General features: G+C 62.8%; 17 protein-coding genes. 7 read left to right on the plus strand and 10 right to left on the minus strand.

The features are described from left to right. Positions 1-38: 38 nt before the first annotated feature. Positions 39-857 (minus strand): SPOR domain-containing protein, encoded by an 819-nt coding sequence (locus tag M0D68_RS22500; protein WP_093645706.1) that lies wholly within the window; start codon positions 855-857, stop codon positions 39-41. Positions 858-918: 61 nt separating this feature from the next. Then, positions 919-2709 (minus strand): arginine--tRNA ligase, encoded by a 1791-nt coding sequence (gene argS, locus M0D68_RS22505; protein WP_093645704.1) that lies wholly within the window; start codon positions 2707-2709, stop codon positions 919-921. Positions 2710-3051: 342 nt separating this feature from the next. Here argS and M0D68_RS22510 point away from each other — a divergent pair, with 342 nt between their 5' ends. Next, a complete protein-coding gene (locus tag M0D68_RS22510; protein WP_093645699.1) occupies positions 3052-3378 on the plus strand; it encodes a DUF1840 domain-containing protein in 327 nt (108 codons plus the stop codon). A 130-nt stretch (positions 3379-3508) separates the two neighbouring features. Here the strand turns inward: M0D68_RS22510 and M0D68_RS22515 are convergent, their stop codons facing one another. The 7 genes from M0D68_RS22515 to M0D68_RS22545 form a co-directional block, all read right to left on the minus strand. Beyond that, positions 3509-3718, minus strand: a complete 210-nt coding sequence (locus tag M0D68_RS22515) for an acid-shock protein (protein WP_093645696.1) — start codon at positions 3716-3718, stop codon at positions 3509-3511. A 157-nt stretch (positions 3719-3875) separates the two neighbouring features. Further along, complete coding sequence (gene metH, locus M0D68_RS22520; protein ID WP_266225477.1) at positions 3876-6641, minus strand: methionine synthase; 2766 nt, start codon at positions 6639-6641, stop codon at positions 3876-3878. A gap of 37 nt (positions 6642-6678) precedes the next feature. Then, positions 6679-7749: a homocysteine S-methyltransferase family protein gene (locus tag M0D68_RS22525; protein ID WP_266225379.1), complete on the minus strand. Its 1071-nt coding sequence runs from the start codon at positions 7747-7749 to the stop codon at positions 6679-6681. Between the two features lie 304 nt (positions 7750-8053). Continuing rightward, entirely contained in the window at positions 8054-8311 is a 258-nt protein-coding gene (locus M0D68_RS22530; RefSeq protein ID WP_007179533.1) for a DUF3567 domain-containing protein, read from the minus strand. A 117-nt stretch (positions 8312-8428) separates the two neighbouring features. Continuing rightward, complete coding sequence (locus M0D68_RS22535; RefSeq protein ID WP_266225380.1) at positions 8429-9217, minus strand: alpha/beta fold hydrolase; 789 nt, start codon at positions 9215-9217, stop codon at positions 8429-8431. A 156-nt stretch (positions 9218-9373) separates the two neighbouring features. Further along, positions 9374-10669 carry a DUF3108 domain-containing protein gene (locus M0D68_RS22540; protein ID WP_266225382.1) on the minus strand — a complete coding sequence of 432 codons (1296 nt, stop codon included), beginning with the start codon at positions 10667-10669 and terminating at the stop codon, positions 9374-9376. A gap of 10 nt (positions 10670-10679) precedes the next feature. Continuing rightward, positions 10680-11582, minus strand: a complete 903-nt coding sequence (locus M0D68_RS22545) for an IclR family transcriptional regulator (protein WP_093645682.1) — start codon at positions 11580-11582, stop codon at positions 10680-10682. 126 nt (positions 11583-11708) lie between these two features. Here M0D68_RS22545 and M0D68_RS22550 point away from each other — a divergent pair, with 126 nt between their 5' ends. The 6 genes from M0D68_RS22550 to rfaE2 all read left to right on the plus strand — a co-directional run bounded on the left by M0D68_RS22550 (position 11709) and on the right by rfaE2 (position 18224). Then, positions 11709-12692, plus strand: coding sequence for a fumarylacetoacetate hydrolase family protein (locus M0D68_RS22550; protein ID WP_093645679.1), 984 nt, complete (start codon positions 11709-11711; stop codon positions 12690-12692). A gap of 270 nt (positions 12693-12962) precedes the next feature. Then, positions 12963-14183: an ABC transporter substrate-binding protein gene (locus tag M0D68_RS22555; protein ID WP_211702857.1), complete on the plus strand. Its 1221-nt coding sequence runs from the start codon at positions 12963-12965 to the stop codon at positions 14181-14183. A gap of 102 nt (positions 14184-14285) precedes the next feature. Next, positions 14286-15182, plus strand: a complete 897-nt coding sequence (locus M0D68_RS22560) for an enoyl-CoA hydratase/isomerase family protein (protein WP_211702858.1) — start codon at positions 14286-14288, stop codon at positions 15180-15182. Positions 15183-15377: 195 nt separating this feature from the next. After that, positions 15378-16154: a PhaM family polyhydroxyalkanoate granule multifunctional regulatory protein gene (locus M0D68_RS22565; protein WP_211702859.1), complete on the plus strand. Its 777-nt coding sequence runs from the start codon at positions 15378-15380 to the stop codon at positions 16152-16154. Positions 16155-16741: 587 nt separating this feature from the next. Next, on the plus strand, positions 16742-17614 hold the full coding sequence (locus tag M0D68_RS22570) for a ferritin (protein WP_054035670.1): 873 nt from the start codon (positions 16742-16744) through the stop codon (positions 17612-17614). A 127-nt stretch (positions 17615-17741) separates the two neighbouring features. Further along, complete coding sequence (gene rfaE2, locus M0D68_RS22575) at positions 17742-18224, plus strand: D-glycero-beta-D-manno-heptose 1-phosphate adenylyltransferase (RefSeq protein ID WP_054035671.1); 483 nt, start codon at positions 17742-17744, stop codon at positions 18222-18224. Positions 18225-18227: 3 nt separating this feature from the next. On the opposite strand, the gene M0D68_RS22580 is transcribed toward rfaE2, so the two are convergent. Continuing rightward, the gene (locus M0D68_RS22580) at positions 18228-18467 is read right to left on the minus strand and encodes a hypothetical protein (RefSeq protein ID WP_093645669.1); all 240 of its coding nucleotides are present in this window, start codon (positions 18465-18467) and stop codon (positions 18228-18230) included. Between the last annotated feature and the right edge of the window lie 31 nt (positions 18468-18498).

An 18498-nucleotide genomic window follows, 5' to 3' on the forward strand; every position in this document is an offset into this window, starting at 1 on the left:
GGCGCGTTCCGGTAAATCACGGTTTGTTTATTGTTGGCTTATTGCTTCGTAAAGCGGATCACGGCTGTATCCACGCCCGCGTCGGACAGACGCTGACGGCTCGAATTCATGTCCTCGAACTTCGAGAACGGGCCGATCCGCACACGGTAGTACGTCACGCCGCCTGCATCGCGCTGCGTGACCTTCGATTCAAAGCCCTGGAAGGCGAGCCGCGCGCGCTGCTGCTCGGCGTCGGCCGAGGTCTTGTAGGCGCCCACTTGCAGGAAGTAACCGGTGTTCGCGTCGCCCGCTGTCGGCGCCGCGCCTGAACCCGGCTTGGCGTTGGCAGCCGTGGCGGACGACGTACCCTTCGGCGCGGAGCCTGCCGCGGTGGCGGCCGGTGCGCTTGCGCCTTGCGGCTTTTTCACCGTACCGGTGGCCGTGCCGTTGCCGTTGTCCTGCGCGGGTTTCGGTGCGACTGCCGTGCCGTTCGCATTGCCATTCGACGGCGGCACTTCAACGATCTGCGGCTCTTCCAGCATGCCCGACTGCGTCTGCGCATTGGTCTGGCCCGGCGCGGTGTTCGGCGGCGCCGGTTGCGCGGCTTGCGGCACCGGCTGGCCCGGCGTCTTGCCTTGCAGCGGACGGTTCGGGTCGTATTGCTGCGCCTGGCTCGCGCCGGTGTCGGGCGCCGCGGGCGGCGCGACCTTCGAGACGAACGGCGTAGGCGCACGGGTGATATACAGCGCCACCACTACCGCGATCGCGAGACCGACGATCAGGCCTAGCACGATGCCGAGAAAAGTCCCCCCGGTTTGTTTCGATTGCGATTGCTTTGTTGTGCGGCGTGGTTTTGCCATCGTATGAATCACCTGCAAAAAGAATCCTGGAACGGCCGTCGATTATAACGACGGCCGCATGCATGTTACGCCGGAGGACTTACATCTTGACGGGAGCGGAGACGCCGATCGTCGCGAGACCGTTGGCCAGCACCTGACGTGTGGCCGCAAGCAGCGCGACGCGTGCATTGCGCTCGGCGGCGTCGTCGACCAGCACGCGTTCGGCTCTGTCATTGTAGAACGAGTGGAATTCCCCGGCGAGGTCGCGCAGATAGAACGCGACCGCGTGCGGCGCGAGTTCGCCGGCGGCGTGCTCCAGCATGTCCGGGAATTCGGCGAGCTTGTTCAGCAGGGCCATGGCGCGTTCGCTGGTGAGCGGCGACACGTCCACCGTGGCCAGCGTGCTTTCGTCCGTGTTGTAGCGCGCCTTGCATTCCGCGATGACCGAGCAGATCCGCGCATGCGCATACTGCACGTAATGCACCGGATTTTCGTCGTTCTGTTTCAACGCCAGGTCGATGTCGAACACGAATTCCGTATCGGCCTTGCGCGAGATCAGGAAGAAGCGCACGGCGTCGCGGCCGCGGCGAATCGTCTCTTCGTCGATCAGGTCGACGGCGGCTTCCGAACCCGGCGTCGCGCCGCCCGACCATTCGATCAGGTCTCGCACGGTCACATAGCTGCCCGCGCGCTTCGAGATCTTCACCTCTTCACCGTTGCGCATCACCGTGACCATCTTGTGCAGGATATAGTCGGGATAGCCCTTTGGAATGCCGATGCCGAGACCTTGCAGGCCGGCGCGCACCCGCGCGATCGTGCCGTGGTGGTCCGAGCCCTGAATGTTGATGACCTTGGTGAAGCCGCGTTCCCACTTGGCGACGTGGTAGGCGACGTCCGGCACGAAGTACGTGTAGGTGCCGTCGGTCTTGCGCATCACGCGGTCTTTGTCGTCGCCGTCGTCGGTGGTGCGCAGCCACAGCGCGCCTTCCTGTTCGTAGGTTTTGCCGGCGGCGATCAGCGCCGCCACGGTCTTCTCGACCCGGCCTTCCTTGTACAGCGACGACTCCAGGTAGTACTCGTCGAACTTCACGCCGAAGGCCTGCAAGTCCATGTCCTGCTCGCGGCGCAGGTAGGCGACCGCGAAGCGGCGGATTGCTTCGAGGTCTTCGACGTCAGCCGCGCCCGTGACGGGTTCGCCGTCGCTCGCGGCAACCGTGACGCCGTTCAGATAGTCTTTGGCGATGTCGGCGATGTACTCGCCGTTGTACGCCGAGGCGGGCCAGCCTTCATCGCCCGGGGCGAGGCCGCGGGCGCGCGCCTGGGTCGACAGGGCGAGCGTCTGGATCTGCACGCCGGCGTCGTTGTAGTAGAACTCGCGGTGCACGTCCCAGCCTTGCGAGGCCAGCACGTTCGAGAGCGCGTCGCCGAGTGCGGCCTGGCGGCCGTGGCCGACGTGCAGCGGGCCGGTCGGGTTGGCCGAGACGAATTCGATCAGCACATGCTTGCCGGCTTCGCGCTGCGAACGGCCGAAGGCGTCCTTTTCAGCGAACACCGCGGCGATCACCGCCTGCTTGGCGGCGGCCGCGAGGCGCAGGTTGATGAAGCCGGGGCCAGCCACTTCGGCGGCTTCCACGAGACCCTTGGCTTGCGGTTGCGCGAGCAGCGCGTCGACAATCTGTTGCGCCAGCTGGCGCGGGTTGGCGCGCAGCGGCTTGGCGAGTTGCATCGCCACATTGCAGGCGACGTCGCCGTGCGCGGCGACCTTGGGGCGCTCCAGCGTGATCGTGGGCGACACGAAGGCGGCTTCGCTCGCGCCCTGGGTTGCGTCAGCAACCTGCTTCACCGTGTCGGCGAGCAGTGTTTCGAGGGTATGTTTATGTGCAGGCAGCATGCTTGTTGCGAGTCCAGTGAGGCAATCCGGTGATGCGGAAGAAGCGGCGGCCGCGCGCGAGGCGCAGCCGATTCGTCAGAAGCGTGGAAAGCGGCGCTGCACCGGCCGGGATGCGCCGGGCACGTCGGGGCGTCATCGGGCACGTAGCGTGCAACGCGTCTGGCGCGGTGTGCGGCGCGCTTTTCCGTCCAGACGGATTTTAGCAGGTGCTAATATGTTCAATGAGATGCCCACCAAGGGCCGTGGCCGCCGTGCCTGATCGGCGTGTCAACGTAACGCGCGCCGACGGTCGGCTTACAGCCGTTCGCGCGTCAATCCAACATAACGAAAAAGGGAACAGTCATGCTGATTACTTTCAAATGTCGCGCCGCGCCGGACGTGATGATGCTGGAAAATCTCGCTCAGTACCTGGTCGGCATTGTCGGCAAGCGCCTGGGTGAGCGTGGTGTCATCACCCACGACGAACTGAGCGTCGCGATCACGAAACTCGAATCGGCGATCAGCGTCGACAAACAGGAACGTGCCGAGCACGACGGCCATTTTCACGAAGGCGAAGACGGCCACGAGCATCATGAGATCCCGCCGGGACTCGCCCAGCGTGCGTATCCGTTCCTCGACATGCTGCGCGCCGCGCAGAAGGAAAACGCGGATATCGTCTGGGGTATCTGATCCCGCGGCGGTCCGCTGGCGGTGGAGTTCGCCGCGCTCGCGGCGCTGGTCGTGACGTGTCAATGAAAAGAGCCCGCATCTGCGGGCTCTTTGTTTTTCACGGGTCTTGCGGCCCGCCTGCCGAAACGGCTTACTGGCTGGCGGCGTCCGCCGGGGCAGCCGCCGGTGCCGACGCACCCTTCTTGGCTTTTTGCTTCTTGGGCTTCTTGACGTGCTTCACGGTGGGCGGCGAATACGAACTGACCGCGCTGGAGCCGGCCGGAGCGGCGGGCTGGGCCAGCGCCACCGAGGCGCCTGCGGCGAGCGAAACAGCAGTCAATAACAGCGTCAGCTTCTTCATACGATTTTCTCCGTTGACGATTGCAATTTGATAAGCCGACGCGTTTTGGCCGCGTCTGGCGGGTTGATGCCGTTTCAGTCTACAAAGCCGAAAATTACACTGCCGCAAATATTCAGCCTAGCGTGCCCGATATAGTAGGTCGCCCGCCCCGCAAGGCTTACAGCAAAGGCGCGAGCGCCCGCTCAGCGTCTGTTTTCGACAACGACATGCGTTTTGCGTAGTCTTCCAGCTGGTCCTGGCCGATCTTGCCAACCGAGAAATAGGTGCTGTCCGGGTGCGCCAGATAGAAGCCGGAGACGCTGGCCGCCGGCAGCATGGCCAGCGATTCGGTCACGCTCATGCCGATTTCAGTGGCTTGCAGCACGTCGAACATGTCGCGTTTCACGAGGTGGTCCGGACAGGCCGGGTAGCCCGGCGCCGGGCGGATGCCGTGGTACTTTTCGGCGATCAGGTCTTCGTTGGAAAGGGTTTCGGCGTTCGCGTAGCCCCACAGATCGCGCCGCACGCGAGCATGCAGTCCTTCAGCGAAGGCTTCGGCGAAGCGGTCGGCGAGCGCTTTGAGCATGATCGCGCTGTAGTCGTCGTGATCCTTTTCGAACTGCTTTTCCTTCACGTCCACACCCAGACCCGCTGTGACCGCGAACATGCCGATATAGTCGGCCACGCCCGAGTCCTTCGGCGCGATAAAGTCGGCCAGCGACCGGTTCGGGCGCATCACGCCGTCCACCACTGGCCGCACGCTTTGCTGGCGCAGGTTACGCCACGTGAGCGCGACTTCCGAGCGCGATTCGTCCGTGTAGATTTCGATGTCGTCGTCGTTCACCGTGTTGGCCGGCAGCAGCGCGATCACGCCGTTGGCCTGCAGCCAGCGGCCCTGAATCAGGCGCGCGAGCATCGACTTGCCGTCCGAGAACACGCGGCGGGCCGATTCGCCGACGATCTCGTCGTTCAGGATCGCCGGATACGGGCCGGCCAGGTCCCAGGTCTGGAAGAACGGACCCCAGTCGATGTAGTTCGCCAGCTCGTTCAGATCGTAGTTCTTGAACACGCGGCGGCCGATGAACTTCGGCTTGACCGGCTTGTAGCCGGCCCAATCGACCTTGGTCTTGTTCGCGCGGGCTTCGGCGAGCGTGACCATGGGCAGCGCTTTCTTGTTGGCGTGCTGGTCACGGATGCGGTCGTAGTCGGCTTTGAGGTCGTCGACGTATTTCGCTGCGCCTTCATCGGACAGCAGGCTCGACGCCACGGAGACTGAGCGGGAAGCGTCCGGCACATACACCACCGGTCCCTCATAGTGCGGCGCGATCTTGACCGCGGTGTGCACGCGCGAGGTAGTTGCGCCGCCGATCAGCAACGGGATCTTCTTCACGCGGAAATAGTCGTCGCGCTGCATTTCCGAGGCGACGTAGGCCATCTCTTCGAGGCTAGGCGTAATCAGTCCGGACAAGCCGATGATGTCCGCGCCTTCGACCTTCGCCTTGGCGAGAATGTCGTTGCACGACACCATCACGCCCATGTTGACCACTTCGAAGTTATTGCACTGAAGCACCACCGAGACGATGTTCTTGCCGATGTCGTGCACGTCGCCCTTCACCGTAGCGATGACGATCTTGCCCTTCGCGCGCACATCGGCGCCGGCTTCGGCCATCAGCTTCTTTTCTTCTTCGATGTACGGGATCAGATGCGCGACCGCCTGCTTCATCACGCGCGCCGACTTCACGACTTGCGGCAGGAACATCTTGCCCTGACCGAACAGGTCGCCGACGACGTTCATGCCATCCATCAGCGGGCCTTCGATCACATTGATCGGACGACCGCCGGCTGCGGTGATCTTCGCGCGCACTTCCTCGGTATCTTCGACGATGAAGTTGGTGATGCCGTGCACCAACGCATGCGACAGGCGCTTCTCGACGGGCTGGTTACGCCACTCGAGGTTCTCTTCCTTCTTCGCGGCGCCGGTCTTGAACTTGTCGGCGATTTCCAGCAGACGATCAGTGCCGTCTTCACGGCGGTTCAGCACGACGTCTTCAACCCGCTCGCGCAGCTCCGGGTCGAGGTCGGCATACACGCCGAGCTGACCGGCGTTGACGATGCCCATGTCCATCCCCGCCTGAATCGCGTGATAGAGGAACACGGTGTGGATCGCTTCGCGCACCGGATCGTTGCCGCGGAACGAGAACGACACGTTCGACACGCCGCCGCTGATCTTTGCGTAGGGCAGGTTTTCCTTGATCCAGCGCGTTGCGTTGATGAAGTCGACGGCATAGTTGTTGTGCTCTTCGATGCCGGTCGCAATCGCGAAGATGTTCGGATCGAAGATGATGTCTTCCGGCGGGAAGCCGACTTCGTTCACAAGGAAATCGTAGGAGCGTTTGCAGATCTGCGTCTTGCGTTCGAACGTATCGGCCTGGCCTTGCTCGTCGAAGGCCATCACGACCGCAGCCGCGCCGTAACGGCGAATCAGGTTCGCGTGGTGACGGAACGCTTCTTCGCCTTCCTTCAGCGAGATCGAATTGACGATTGCCTTGCCTTGCACACATTTCAGACCGGCTTCGATCACGTCCCACTTCGACGAGTCGATCATGATCGGCACGCGCGCGATGTCCGGTTCCGAGGCGATCAGATTCATGAAGCGGACCATCGCCGCTTTCGAATCAAGCATCGCCTCGTCCATGTTGACGTCGATGATCTGCGCGCCGTTTTCGACCTGCTGCCGCGCGACTGCGATTGCGTCGTCGAACTGGTCGTTCAGGATCATTCGCGCGAACGCCTTCGAGCCGGTCACGTTGGTGCGTTCACCGACGTTGATGAAGAGCGTCCCGGACGTAACGTTGAACGGCTCGAGGCCGGAAAGGCGCATGGTGTGATCGGTCATGGCGTAGGTGCGGTTCGGTTGCGTACGATTACTTGCGTCGGGTTCGATAGCGGACGTGCAGCGGATCAGGATCGAGTCGCCAGGCTCAGGCCGCGTCGCGGTATTGCGTCGGCCATTGACGCGGCTTCACTTCAGCCAGCGCTTTGGCAATCGCCGCAATATGCTCCGGCGTCGTGCCGCAGCAGCCGCCGGCGATATTCACGAGGCCTGCCTGCGCGAACTCCTTCAGCAATCCCGACGTATCCGCCGGCAATTCGTCGAAGCCCGTATCGCTCATCGGATTCGGCAAACCGGCGTTCGGATAGCACGACACATAGGTGTCGCACAGCTTGGCCAGTTCGGCGACGTACGGGCGCATCAGCGCCGCGCCCAGTGCGCAGTTCAAACCAAAGGTGAGCGGCTTGGCGTGACGCAGCGAGTTCCAGAAGGCCTCGACGGTTTGTCCCGAGAGAATCCGGCCCGATGCATCCGTGACGGTGCCCGAAATCATGATCGGCAGACGCTCGCCGGTGTCTTCGAACAGCTCGTCCAGCGCGAACAGCGCGGCCTTGGCGTTGAGCGTGTCGAAGATCGTTTCAACGAGGAACAGATCGCAGCCGCCGTCGAGCAAAGCCTTTGCCTGCTGGTAATACGCCGTGCGCAGTTCGTCGAATGTCACGTTGCGTGCGCCCGGATCGTTCACGTCAGGAGAAATGCTCGCTGTTTTCGGCGTCGGTCCGATCGCGCCGGCGACGAAGCGTGGCTTGTCGGGCGTCGAGTATTTGTCGCAGGCGGCGCGCGCCAGCTTCGCCGATTCGAGATTCATCTCGATGGCGAGGTCTTCCATTCCGTAGTCGGCTTGCGCAACCGTGGTCGCACCGAACGTGTTGGTTTCGATGATATCCGCGCCCGCCGCGAGGTACTGCTCGTGAATCTCGCCGATGATCTGCGGCTGCGTGATCGACAGCAACTCATTGTTGCCCTTGATGTCGCGTCCATAGTCCTTGAAGCGCTCGCCACGATAGCGGGCTTCGTCGAGCTTGTAGCGCTGGATCATCGTGCCCATTGCGCCGTCCAGAATCAGGATGCGCGACTTGAGCAGCGCGGGCAGCGCCGTGCCGCGTGTGTAGGCGGCGTCGGGACGGACTGGCGTGGCGGATTGAGCAGGCTGGTTCATGGCGGACGAGGGCTTGCGCCGGCTTTTTCGGGAAACCTGTCATTGTAGCCGCTGCGGGGCAGTCCCGCCCGGCGTGCGCTCAGCAGGCGGATGCGCGTGCCGCGGCAACGGTGGCATGGGCTGTGGTCGCAGCGGAAACAAACAGAGGAAATGACAAAGGAAACTACAAGGGAAACAAAACGGCCCAGCGAGGTGAAAGCCTGCTGGGCCGCGTTACTTCAACTGACCGCCTTATAAAGGCCGCCGGCTAAGCCGGTCGGCGCGGTCGATATATGTCGCCAAACCGTTACGTTTAACCCTTCAGTTAGTGAAGAATCACCGGTTGATGCATCAGGCTGTCGAATTGCCCGAGGAATTCGTCTACTTCATCCAGCGACGGTTCCTCTTCGATCAGCTTTTGCACATGCTCGCGGAAACGCGCTGCCATTGCACCATCAATGTAGATTTCGCGCTGCATGTTCTTGTCGACGATCTCGTAGCCGCCTGATTTCATGGCCAGCGGGCCTTCCTGCGGCGGAAACTCGACGACACAATAGTTGGGGCTGTTATAGATCATTTGCATGGCGACACTCCTTATTTCCGTTGGCTCCTGGCCATTCCTGCGCCATAGGTGGAGCTTGTGGTGTGGAATTCAAGGGGTGGGTCCGGATTGACGCTTGTACAGTTCCGAACCTACCGGTTAGACCGGCTTTCCAAGAAACGTTTCAAGCAGTGCAGCAAAACGGTGAGATTGCTCGATGGGCGCGAGATGAGCGGCATCGAGTAGTTCGAACTGCGCGCCTTGGATGGCGTCTGCTATTGCCTGCGGAGCAGCAGGTAGCGTGCCCGTGTCATGGCGGCCTCCCACGGCCAACGTCGGGCAACGAATTGTTCCCAGCTTACCGCGTAGATCGAAATCGCGCAGGGCTTCGCACGCCATGGCGTAGCCTTCTGGCAACGTATGGCTCAGCACGTCGCGAATCTGCTCGACTGCTTCGGGATGTGCTGCCTGGAAATCAGGCGTCAGCCAGCGGCTCAACGTCGCGGGCACGAGGGACGCCATGCCCTCCGTGCGCGCCGTTGCCGCACGTTGATCCCATATCGCGCGGCCTTCGGGCGGCGTGCCGCTCGTGGTGTCGGCAGCGGTCAGCGTGTCGACGCGCGACGGGTAGTCTAGCGTGAATTGCTGCGCGATCATGCCACCCATCGACATGCCGACGAGATGCGTGGTGGGTGCGCCGAGCGCATCGAGCAGCGCGGCGAGATCGCGGGACAGATCGGCGACGCTGAACGGTTCGCTCGATACCGCAGTCTTGCCGTGGCCGCGCAGGTCGTAGCGCAACACGGTGTACTCGTCGCGGAAATAGCCGGCGAGCTGGTCCCAGACAGACAGATCGCCGCCGAGCTGATGAATGAACGTCAGCCACGGGCCGCCGCCCTCATTGCTCAGGACATAGCGCGTCTCGATACCGTTGATTTTCACTTGCATGCAGGCTCCTTGAAGGGAACGCGGTGGAAAGAGCCGTTTGCGCGCTTCTCCCGCCTTCACTATACCTACGTGGCGGCCGCGCGAACGGTTGCGGTTCACGTGCGAGTGAGCCGCGTCGCGGAAGTTTCAGCGATCTGTTCGAGACCCTGCTCGGGTTCAGGGTTTTTCGGGCGCGTTGCCGGGCACGGTCGTATCGACCGAGGGGGTAGTTTCGGGCGTTGGTGCGGGTGGGTTGGCGGGTGATTGGTTTGCCGAATTGTCAGGCGAGGTATTGCCGGCGCCGCTGGTGCCATTAGAACCACTCGTGCTGTCAACGCCGCTGCCCGTACCGTCCGCATTGAGCTTGCCGCGCCACACCAGTTCGAATTGCGTGCCATTCGGCTCGGTCTGCATGATTCGCGCGGGCAGCCAGCCAAGCGAAGGCGCGAGCCAAACGTCGATGCGGCGCAGATCGCCGTCATGGCGAGGCAAGCGTTTGAAGTGGCGCGTCTCGAGGTAGCCCTGCGCGGTGCGGATGGTTTCGTCGCCGATCGTCTCGACTGGCCAGTTCTCGCCGCTGTTGTTATCGACCACAAAGAATTGCCGCGTCACGCCCGGCTTATAGGCGGCCGGGTCGCCGCGCACGAGGCTGGCGAGTTGCATCACCATGCTGAAACGGTCTTGCGCGCCGTCGGGCAGCGGCAGCGTGGTCGGGGTACGCGTGAAGGCGATATTTTTGTCGGTCCGATTGAAGATCGCCACGTCTTCCGGACGACGGCCGCGCTTTTCGATGTATTGATCCGGCGCGAGGCCGAATGCGTCGATGCGGCCATGGCTCGAATACACGAACGTGCCGACGAACGGCAACGGCACGGAGACGACCATTTCGTAACTCTGCGCGTTGCTGGTCCAGTGGATGGTGCCGGGCTGGTTGCGCACGCCGTTGTAGAACGTGTCGTACTGCAGTTCGCCTGATGGCGGAACGGAGAATTTCACGCCCGCGGCAGCGTGAGGCGCGCTCGCAGCAGCGGGTGCGCTGGCCGTGCCGGCGGCGGTTGCGCCCGCCTTGGCGTTGGTATCGGGTTGACTCGCTGCAGCCGATGCGCTCGCCGCGGCATCCGATGCGGCCGCGACCGCAGGTGCCTGCTTTGCCGGTTGCGTCGCCGTCAACACGTGTTCACGCGGCTTGCTTGCAACGGCCTTGTGCGCCGGAGCCGGCGTTACTGCTTGCTGCGCGTCGGTAGCGGGTTTGCGTTCGACACGCTCTGGTGTCAGCAGTGCGACCTGCACGGGAACATGCTCGTTGTCTGATGGATTCAGCGACGCGCGGTTGCGCTCGACCCATTGCGCCGCAATCCAGTGCAGAACGGCCACCGCCAGCAGAACCGCAAGCCATCGCCCCACCCGCAAACCGGCGCGCGGCCCGACGGGCGGCGTGCGATCAGAGCGTTGTGCGGTGGAAGGTGAGGACATAGGCGAATCGTCAGCGTGGCGTCGCACTATACCCGAGCTCATACGAGAGCTTTTGCGCACATTCGCGCAGCGCCGTATCGATCTCGCCGCCCCAGCGGATATCGAATGCACCCTCATGACCGAGCGCGACCAGGCCCAGCGCGAGATCACCGGTCGAGTCGAAGACCGGCATGCAGAACGCGTGGATGGTCGGCAGCAACATGCCTTCCACACGCGCTGCTTCGTGCTGCCGCACGTCCGTCAGCGCCCGTTCGACCTCGTCCCGCGTGCGCGGCCCGCCCATGTGTGACGAGCGGCGTGAATCGGCCAGTTCGCGCTCCAGCATCGCTGCGGTCTTGCTCGACGGCAGATAGGCGGCAAACAGCAGGCCGGTGGCGGAACTGAGCAGCGGCATCACATCGCCGAGCTTGAGCGAGGCCTTGGCCGGATGACTCGATTCCATCCAGTGGACCATCGTCGGCCCCTGATTGCCCCACACCGCGATGCCCACGGTCAGATCGAGCCGGTCGCGCAGTTCGGCAAGCGCAATGCGCGCGAGCTTCACGCCATCGACGCGCGCAAGCCGCGCGAGCCCCAATTGCAACGCAAAGCCGCCCAGTTCGTAGCGGCCCGACAGCGGATCCTGCGCCACCACGCCGAGGCGCAGGAAGCTCACCAGATAGCGGTGCGCTTTCGCCGGGCTCATACCGGCACGCTGCGCCAGATCGCGCAGCATCATCGCGCGCGGTTCGTGGGTGAGCACCTCGAGCAATCTGAAACCGACTTCGATCGACTGGATGCCCGAGCGCAGTTTTTCCTCGCCGGTCTCGACGCTTTCGTCGTCGGATTCGGGCGCGTCGAGCGGTTCCTGCGGTTCAGCGGAAGCGGAGTCGGTATCGGTGCGGATCGCGCCGGAGCGGGCAATTGGAGGCATGAGCGAGGCGCATCGAGCGCGTTCAAAAGACAGTGAGAGAGGCGTTAGACGCAAGGGCGCTTGGGCCGCGCCGATTCACCATCGTAGAATAGATTCCTTCTATCGTCACTAACGGTTCACTCCCCTATGAAACTTGCCACGCTGAAGGACGGCACGCGCGACGGTCAGCTGATCGTCGTGTCCCGCGACCTGCACACCGCGGCCGTCGCCGACGCGATCGCGCCCACCATGCAGCGCGTGCTCGACGACTGGGCCTTCTACGCGCCGCAATTGCAGGATCTGTACGATGCGCTCAACCAGGGCCGGGCGCGCAACACCTTCCCGTTCGACGCCAAAGAATGCATGGCGCCGTTGCCGCGAGCGTTCCAGTGGGCTGACGGTTCATCGTACGTGAATCATGTGGAGCTGGTGCGCCGCGCGCGTGGCGCGGAAATGCCGCCGGAATTCTGGACCGATCCGCTGATGTACCAGGGCGGCAGTGACGACTTCATCGGCCCGAAAGACGACGTGCTGTGCGCATCTGAAGAATTCGGCATCGACTTCGAAGCGGAAGTCGCCGTGATCACCACCGACGTGCCGATGGGTGCCACGCCCGACCAGGCGCTCAGGAGCGTGCGTCTGGTGACGCTCGTCAACGACGTCTCGCTGCGCAATCTGATCCCCGCCGAACTCGCGAAGGGCTTCGGCTTTTTCCAGAGCAAGCCGGCCACGTCGTTCGCGCCGGTCGCGGTGACGCCGGATGAACTCGGCGAAAGCTGGCGCGAAGGGCGCCTGCACCGGCCGATGATCGTGCACTGGAACAACAAGAAGGTCGGCCAGCCCGATGCCGGCACCGACATGGTGTTCCATTTCGGCCAACTGATCTCGCACGCGGCGAAAACGCGCAACCTGCGCGCCGGTGCGATTGTCGGCTCGGGCACGGTGTCGAACAAGGACGCTAAGCGCGGCTATTGCTGTATCGCTGAAAAGCGCTGCCTCGAGACCATCGAGCACGGCGCGCCGCAAACCGAGTTCATGAAGTTCGGCGATACCGTGAAGATCGAGATGTTCGACGAAGCCGGCAAGTCGATTTTCGGTTCAATCGATCAGGGCATCGCGCCGCTGGATTGATGCGCCGGTTTGGTGCGGACCGCGGCAATCAGGACCGCGCCACGTGCGCTTCATTGCTTACGAAAGGGTTTCGCCCGATGCCGCCGTCACGACGCGCCGCTACACTGACTGGCGCGGCGGCGGCCCCGGGATAGCGGCTGTCCGTTGATCGCGAAACCAATGCAAAACCATCGCGAAGCCGCACGTGAGCAGGACATAAGCAACGCATAAGTAACACCCAGCAGCACATCGGCGCTACATCAAAACGAAAAACCGAGGTGAGGAGACAGCATGCCGCCATTTGAAACCACCGAACGAGGAATCCAGGGCGCTCGCGTATTGAGCGTACGCGCAACACCATCGTGCCGCGGACTCGCCCGTCTTGCCGCCGCGCTGTGTGCCGCGTTGCCCGCCATCGCCATTGCGCAGGTGAAGATCGGCCTCGTGCTGTCGCTGACCGGGCCAGCAGCTTCGCTCGGTATTCCCGCGCGCGACACAGTCACACTGCTGCCCAAACAGATCGGCGGTCAGAGCGTCGAATACATCGTGCTCGACGACGCGTCCGACACCACGCAAGCCGTGCAGGACACGAAGAAGCTGATCTCCGAGAATCATGTCGACGCGATAATCGGCTCGTCGATCACGCCGAATTCGCTCGCGATGATCGACGTGGTGGCCGATGGCGAAACACCCATGATCTCGCTGGCCTCGTCGGCGAAAATCATCGACCCTGTGGATGCGAAACGCCACTGGGTATTCAAGACCCCGCAGACCGATGCGATGATGGCCTCGGCGATTGCCGCTCACGCCAGTACGCACGGCGTCAAAACGATCGCGTTCATCGGCCAGGGCGACGCGCTCGGCGAAACCTTCTACACCGAAGTCGCGAAGTTCGCGCAACTGCATCACATCAACGTGGTGGCGAGCGAGCGCTTCAATCGCACCGATCCGAGCGTGACCGGCCAGGTTCTGAAGATTCTTGCGACTCATCCGGATGCAGTGGTGGTCGGCGCGGCCGGCACGCCCGCCGCGCTGCCGCCGAAAACCCTCAGGGAACGCGGCTACAAAGGGCTGATTTATCACAATCACGGCGTGGGCAATAACGACTTCCTGCGGGTGTGCGGCGCCGACTGCAACGGCACGTTCCTGCCCGCGAGCCCGGTGCTGGTCGCCGCGCAACTGCCGGCGGACCATCCGGCCAAACGTCTCGCGCTCGACTACATCGCGCGCTTCGAGGCGTTGCGTGGACCGGGCAGCGTGTCGGCGTTCGGCTCGTACACCTGGGACGCCGGCATGCTGCTCAGCAACGCGGTGCCGATCGCGCTCAAGGTGGCCGCCCCCGGCACGCCGGAATTTCGCGGTGCGTTACGCGATGCGCTGGAAGCGACGCGTGGTCTTGCGGATACCAACGGCGTGGTCAACATGAGCGCCACTGATCACCTCGGACTCGATCAACGGGCGCGTGTAATGGTCGAGATCATGAATGCGAAGTGGGTTTATCAGCCGCATTGAAATTTTGCTGGGTTTGCGCGGGTCTAGCGCGGAATATGGCAAATGTGCCCTTAGCTTAGGGCGACGGTTTCAACCGACATACCGATAGACGGATTGCTCATCATGTCTCAGGCAACACACAGTAACGACGCGTTTTACGCGCACTACCACTCGCTGCAATTGCACCGCCATCCGCATGGCGTGCTCGAAGTCGTGATGAGCGGCGAGGGTGCGAACAAGAGCGGCCTCGCCACCGCTAATGCGCGAATGCACTTCGAACTCGCCGAAATCTGGCGCGATATCGATCGGGATCCCGACACGCGTGTCGCGATCATTCGCGGCGAGGGCAAGGGCTTTTCGGCCGGCGGCGACCTGCAACTGGTCGAAGACATGGCGACCGATTTCGACGTCCGCGCACGCGTGTGGCGCGAGGCGCGCGACCTGGTCTACAACGTGATCAACTGCAGCAAGCCGATCGTTTCGGCAATGCACGGTCCTGCGGTCGGCGCGGGGCTCGTGGCCGGGCTGCTCGCAGACATCTCGATCGCGACGAAGTCGGCGCGCATTATCGACGGCCATACGCGTTTGGGCGTGGCAGCCGGTGATCACGCGGCCATCGTCTGGCCACTCCTGTGCGGCATGGCCAAGGCCAAGTACTACCTGCTGCTGTGTGAGCCGGTGAGCGGGGAGGAGGCTGAGCGGATCGGCCTCGTGTCGCTCGCCGTCGACGAAAACGATCTGCGGCCCAAAGCCTTCGAAGTCGCGCAAAAACTCGCCAACGGCTCGCAAACGGCGATTCGCTGGACCAAGTACGCGCTGAACAACTGGCTGCGCTCGGCGGGGCCGGCGTTCGATACGTCGCTGGCACTGGAATTCATGGGCTTCGCCGGGCCGGATGTGCGCGAGGGCGTGAACTCGCTGCGTGAGCGGCGCGCGCCGGATTTTGGCGGCGCGGACCCGTGGAATGGGCAGCCGCGGCACACACCGGGCGGCGGCGCATCGGGCGGTGGGCGCTCCTGAAACAGGAGGCCGGCGCGTATTGCGCAAAGCCCCGCCGGTCGGCACTTGAGGTGCTGCGCGAGCGGGGCAAACATGGGGCAAGCAGCAGCCCAAACTAAGCGCGATTCGCAGCACCGCGCGCGGTATGATCGAATTCGAATCAAACGCGCGCGGGACGGCGCTATTTCCTTCCCTTTATGCAGCGAGGCGACAAGCATGACTGATACATCTGGCACCACGCCGCCCTTTCCGGGCTTTCCCGGTTTCCCGCCCGCTGAAATGCTCGAACGCATGTGGGGCATGATGCGTCTCTCGCCGTTCGGCTCGGCGTTTTCGGGCGCGCAGCCTGGCAGCAACCTCGGGCCGTCGCTGTCGATGATGTCCGACATGATGGCGCCGCTTACCAACGTCGAAGAACTCGATAAGCGCATCACCGATATGCGCGCGGTCGAGCAGTGGCTCAAGCTGAACCTGAACATGCTGCAGTCCGCCATTCAGGCGCTCGAAGTGCAGCGCGCCACGCTCGCGACGCTGCGTGCGTTCGGTGCGTTCGCGCAGTCGTCGATGGCGCAGCCGGCTTCCGCGGCTGCCGCGCCGAGTCCCTCGCCGACCGGCTGGCCGCACCCGGAAGCCACCGTGGCTTCGGCCAGTGCAAGCTCATCGGCCGCGCCCGAACCGGCAGCCGAAGAAGGCGAAGCCGCCGCGGCACCGCCGTTCGATGCCTCCGGCTGGTGGAATCTGCTGCAATCGCAGTTCAATCAGATTGCCCAGTTTGCGATGACGCAGCCAGGCGCCGCAGCGGAAGGTTCGGTAATGGACTCGCCAGAAGGCGCGGCGAGCGCTTCAGCATCGGCCGGCGAAGGGGCTGACGTGCCGGAGGGAACCGCAGCCAAAAAGCCTGCAGCGAAACGGGCAACGACGTCGGCTTCAACGGCCGCGAAGCGCGCAGGCAGCGCGAGCGCCGCTCCCCGAGCGACGAAAAAGGACATTTGACGGCGGGAGTGAAACGGGTCGGCGCGATCTGTGCGCCGACAGCGTGCACAGCCGTGCCGACCGGCGGCGCCAACGAAGTGAATTCGCCGCCTGTCATGGTTTTGACCCCGATCGTCCGCCACACTCCGTGAATCGGGCTGTTTATTGAGAGAAGTCAATCAGGCGCGGGAATTGCGTCTGCTAAGGCACGGGAACCGTAAAGTCAGCGTGCTATCATTGTGTAAGCTTCATTTGGCTTTTGGGCGTGCGCTGAAAACAACCCATGCGACCCGTCCTTGCGCCATTCGCCGCCGGTACCACCGGCGCAGAGCTGGACGGTGCGGATTCATCGCAGACTGGCTCGACCTCAGGCATAGGGTATCCCTCACCCACGGTTGGCCGCGCAGCGCGTAACTTCTGGTTAGCAGCGCCGCGCAAACGCCGGACTTCTTTGCTGCCCGGTGCATCTAGGCGGCCGATTACCGCGTAAAATTGAATGCTTGGCCGATAAACGGTGCACAAAACGGTGCGTTTCGTTCGTCATAAGCAAAAGTGCTACACGTAGTAGTTACAGACACAGACAGTATGCGCAGAACAGGGGTGGGACTATGAACACCATGCTTTATCCGGAACTTTATAAATCGCTCGAATCCGTTCGATGGGACATGGAGAAAGACATTCCCTGGGACAAGTTCGATGCATCGCTATTGACCGACGAGCAGGCAGCGACGATCAAGATGAACGCGATCACCGAATGGTCGGCGTTGCCCGCCACGGAAATGTTCCTCCGTGACAACCATCACGACAGCGATTTTTCCGCGTTCATGAGCGTGTGGTTCTTCGAAGAACAGAAGCATTCGCTGGTGCTGATGGAATATCTGCGCCGTTTCAAGCCGGAAATGTGCCCGACCGAAGAAGAACTGCACGCCGTGCGCTTCGAATTCGATCCGGCGCCGCCGCTCGAAACGCTGATGCTGCACTTCTGCGGCGAAATCCGCCTGAATCACTGGTATCGCCGTGCTGCCGAATGGCACACCGAGCCGGTCATCAAGGCCATCTACGAAACCATTTCGCGCGACGAAGCGCGTCATGGCGGCGCATACCTGCGCTACATGAAGAAAGCGATGGTGCAAACCGGCGACATCGCGCGTGCTGCGTTCGCCAAGATCGGCGTCCTGATGGCATCGGCGCGCCGCACGGAAAAGCCGCTGCATCCCACCAACCTGCACGTGAATCAGGCGCTGTTCCCGCGCGACACGATTCAATCGCGTCTGCCGGATCCGGAATGGCTCGAACGCTGGCTCGACGAGCAGATCCGTTTTGACGACGGTTGGGAAAAGAAGGTAGTCGAGCGGATTCTGCATAACCTGTCGATTCTGTTCGAGCGCACGTTCAACACGGCGCAGGAACTGAACCGTTATCGCAAGGAAGTCGTGCTGCGCCTGCAGGCCGATCAGAAATCGGCTGAACAGCCGGCTTGATGGGTTCAGGTTCGCGGTTTTAAAGTTTCAGGAACGGCCCGGCAGGCGTGAGCTTGCTGGGCCGTTTTGCTTCATGCCGTCCGGCGTGTATCGTGGCGGCACTTCTTTTTTCTTTTGCGACTCCGTCATGGCCGCTACTTTTGAACGCAAGATTTTTACGCGCGATGCGCTGGTGAAGCTCCGCGCTTCGATGTCCGCACCGGTTGTATTTACCAATGGTGTGTTCGACATCCTGCATCGCGGGCATGTGACATATCTGGCCGACGCCAAAGCACTCGGCGCTTGCCTGATTGTCGGCGTCAATAGCGATGCCTCCGTGCGCATGCTAGGCAAAGGCGATGACCGGCCGATCAATAACGAGGCTGACCGGATGGCTTTGCTGGCGGCGCTGGAGAGCGTCGATTATGTGGTTTGTTTTGGCGAGAAGACGCCCGTGGAGCTGATTTCGGCGCTGCGTCCGGATGTGCTCGTCAAAGGCGGCGACTACGACATGGATGTGTTGCCGGAGTCGGCCATTGTGCGGGGCTGGGGAGGCAAGGCTTTAGCGATTCCGTTCGAGCATGAACGCTCGACTACCGCGTTATTGAAGAAGGTTCGCGCGCAAGGGTGATCTTTACTGCGGCAGCGCAGATGCCGCGATCGGCGCCGTCGGCGCTGGGCCGCCTACCACGGCCTGGTCGGCGGCTTCGGCTGCCGTGACGGGCCGCACCTTCAACCACTCCGCATGGAGCTGGCGGTTCAGGTGGTTCGGCTCGCGGCCGCCGGCTGTGGGCGTCGGGCCGAATACGCCGCGCATCGCGACGAATGCCAGCATATTGGCAAGAAACAGGATGGCGATCAGCCAGCGCAGCATCGTTAGTATTCCCCGTTAATAAGTTCAGCCG

This window comes from Paraburkholderia sp. SEWSISQ10-3 4, from assembly GCF_030464785.1.
Taxonomy (GTDB): Bacteria; Pseudomonadota; Gammaproteobacteria; order Burkholderiales; family Burkholderiaceae; genus Paraburkholderia; species Paraburkholderia aspalathi.

Excerpts from the sequence above, each read along its gene's own strand:
- M0D68_RS22525 (WP_266225379.1), bottom strand. The coding sequence starts at position 7,749 with ATGAACCAGCCTGCTCAATCCGCCACGCCAGTCCGTCCCGACGCCGCC.
- M0D68_RS22565 (WP_211702859.1), top strand. The coding sequence starts at position 15,378 with ATGACTGATACATCTGGCACCACGCCGCCCTTTCCGGGCTTTCCCGGT.
- M0D68_RS22555 (WP_211702857.1), top strand. The coding sequence starts at position 12,963 with ATGCCGCCATTTGAAACCACCGAACGAGGAATCCAGGGCGCTCGCGTA.
- rfaE2 (WP_054035671.1), top strand. The coding sequence starts at position 17,742 with ATGGCCGCTACTTTTGAACGCAAGATTTTTACGCGCGATGCGCTGGTG.
- M0D68_RS22515 (WP_093645696.1), bottom strand. The coding sequence starts at position 3,718 with ATGAAGAAGCTGACGCTGTTATTGACTGCTGTTTCGCTCGCCGCAGGC.
- M0D68_RS22530 (WP_007179533.1), bottom strand. The coding sequence starts at position 8,311 with ATGCAAATGATCTATAACAGCCCCAACTATTGTGTCGTCGAGTTTCCG.
- M0D68_RS22540 (WP_266225382.1), bottom strand. The coding sequence starts at position 10,669 with ATGTCCTCACCTTCCACCGCACAACGCTCTGATCGCACGCCGCCCGTC.
- M0D68_RS22570 (WP_054035670.1), top strand. The coding sequence starts at position 16,742 with ATGAACACCATGCTTTATCCGGAACTTTATAAATCGCTCGAATCCGTT.
- M0D68_RS22550 (WP_093645679.1), top strand. The coding sequence starts at position 11,709 with ATGAAACTTGCCACGCTGAAGGACGGCACGCGCGACGGTCAGCTGATC.
- M0D68_RS22510 (WP_093645699.1), top strand. The coding sequence starts at position 3,052 with ATGCTGATTACTTTCAAATGTCGCGCCGCGCCGGACGTGATGATGCTG.
- M0D68_RS22560 (WP_211702858.1), top strand. The coding sequence starts at position 14,286 with ATGTCTCAGGCAACACACAGTAACGACGCGTTTTACGCGCACTACCAC.
- argS (WP_093645704.1), bottom strand. The coding sequence starts at position 2,709 with ATGCTGCCTGCACATAAACATACCCTCGAAACACTGCTCGCCGACACG.
- M0D68_RS22580 (WP_093645669.1), bottom strand. The coding sequence starts at position 18,467 with ATGCTGCGCTGGCTGATCGCCATCCTGTTTCTTGCCAATATGCTGGCA.
- M0D68_RS22545 (WP_093645682.1), bottom strand. The coding sequence starts at position 11,582 with ATGCCTCCAATTGCCCGCTCCGGCGCGATCCGCACCGATACCGACTCC.
- M0D68_RS22535 (WP_266225380.1), bottom strand. The coding sequence starts at position 9,217 with ATGCAAGTGAAAATCAACGGTATCGAGACGCGCTATGTCCTGAGCAAT.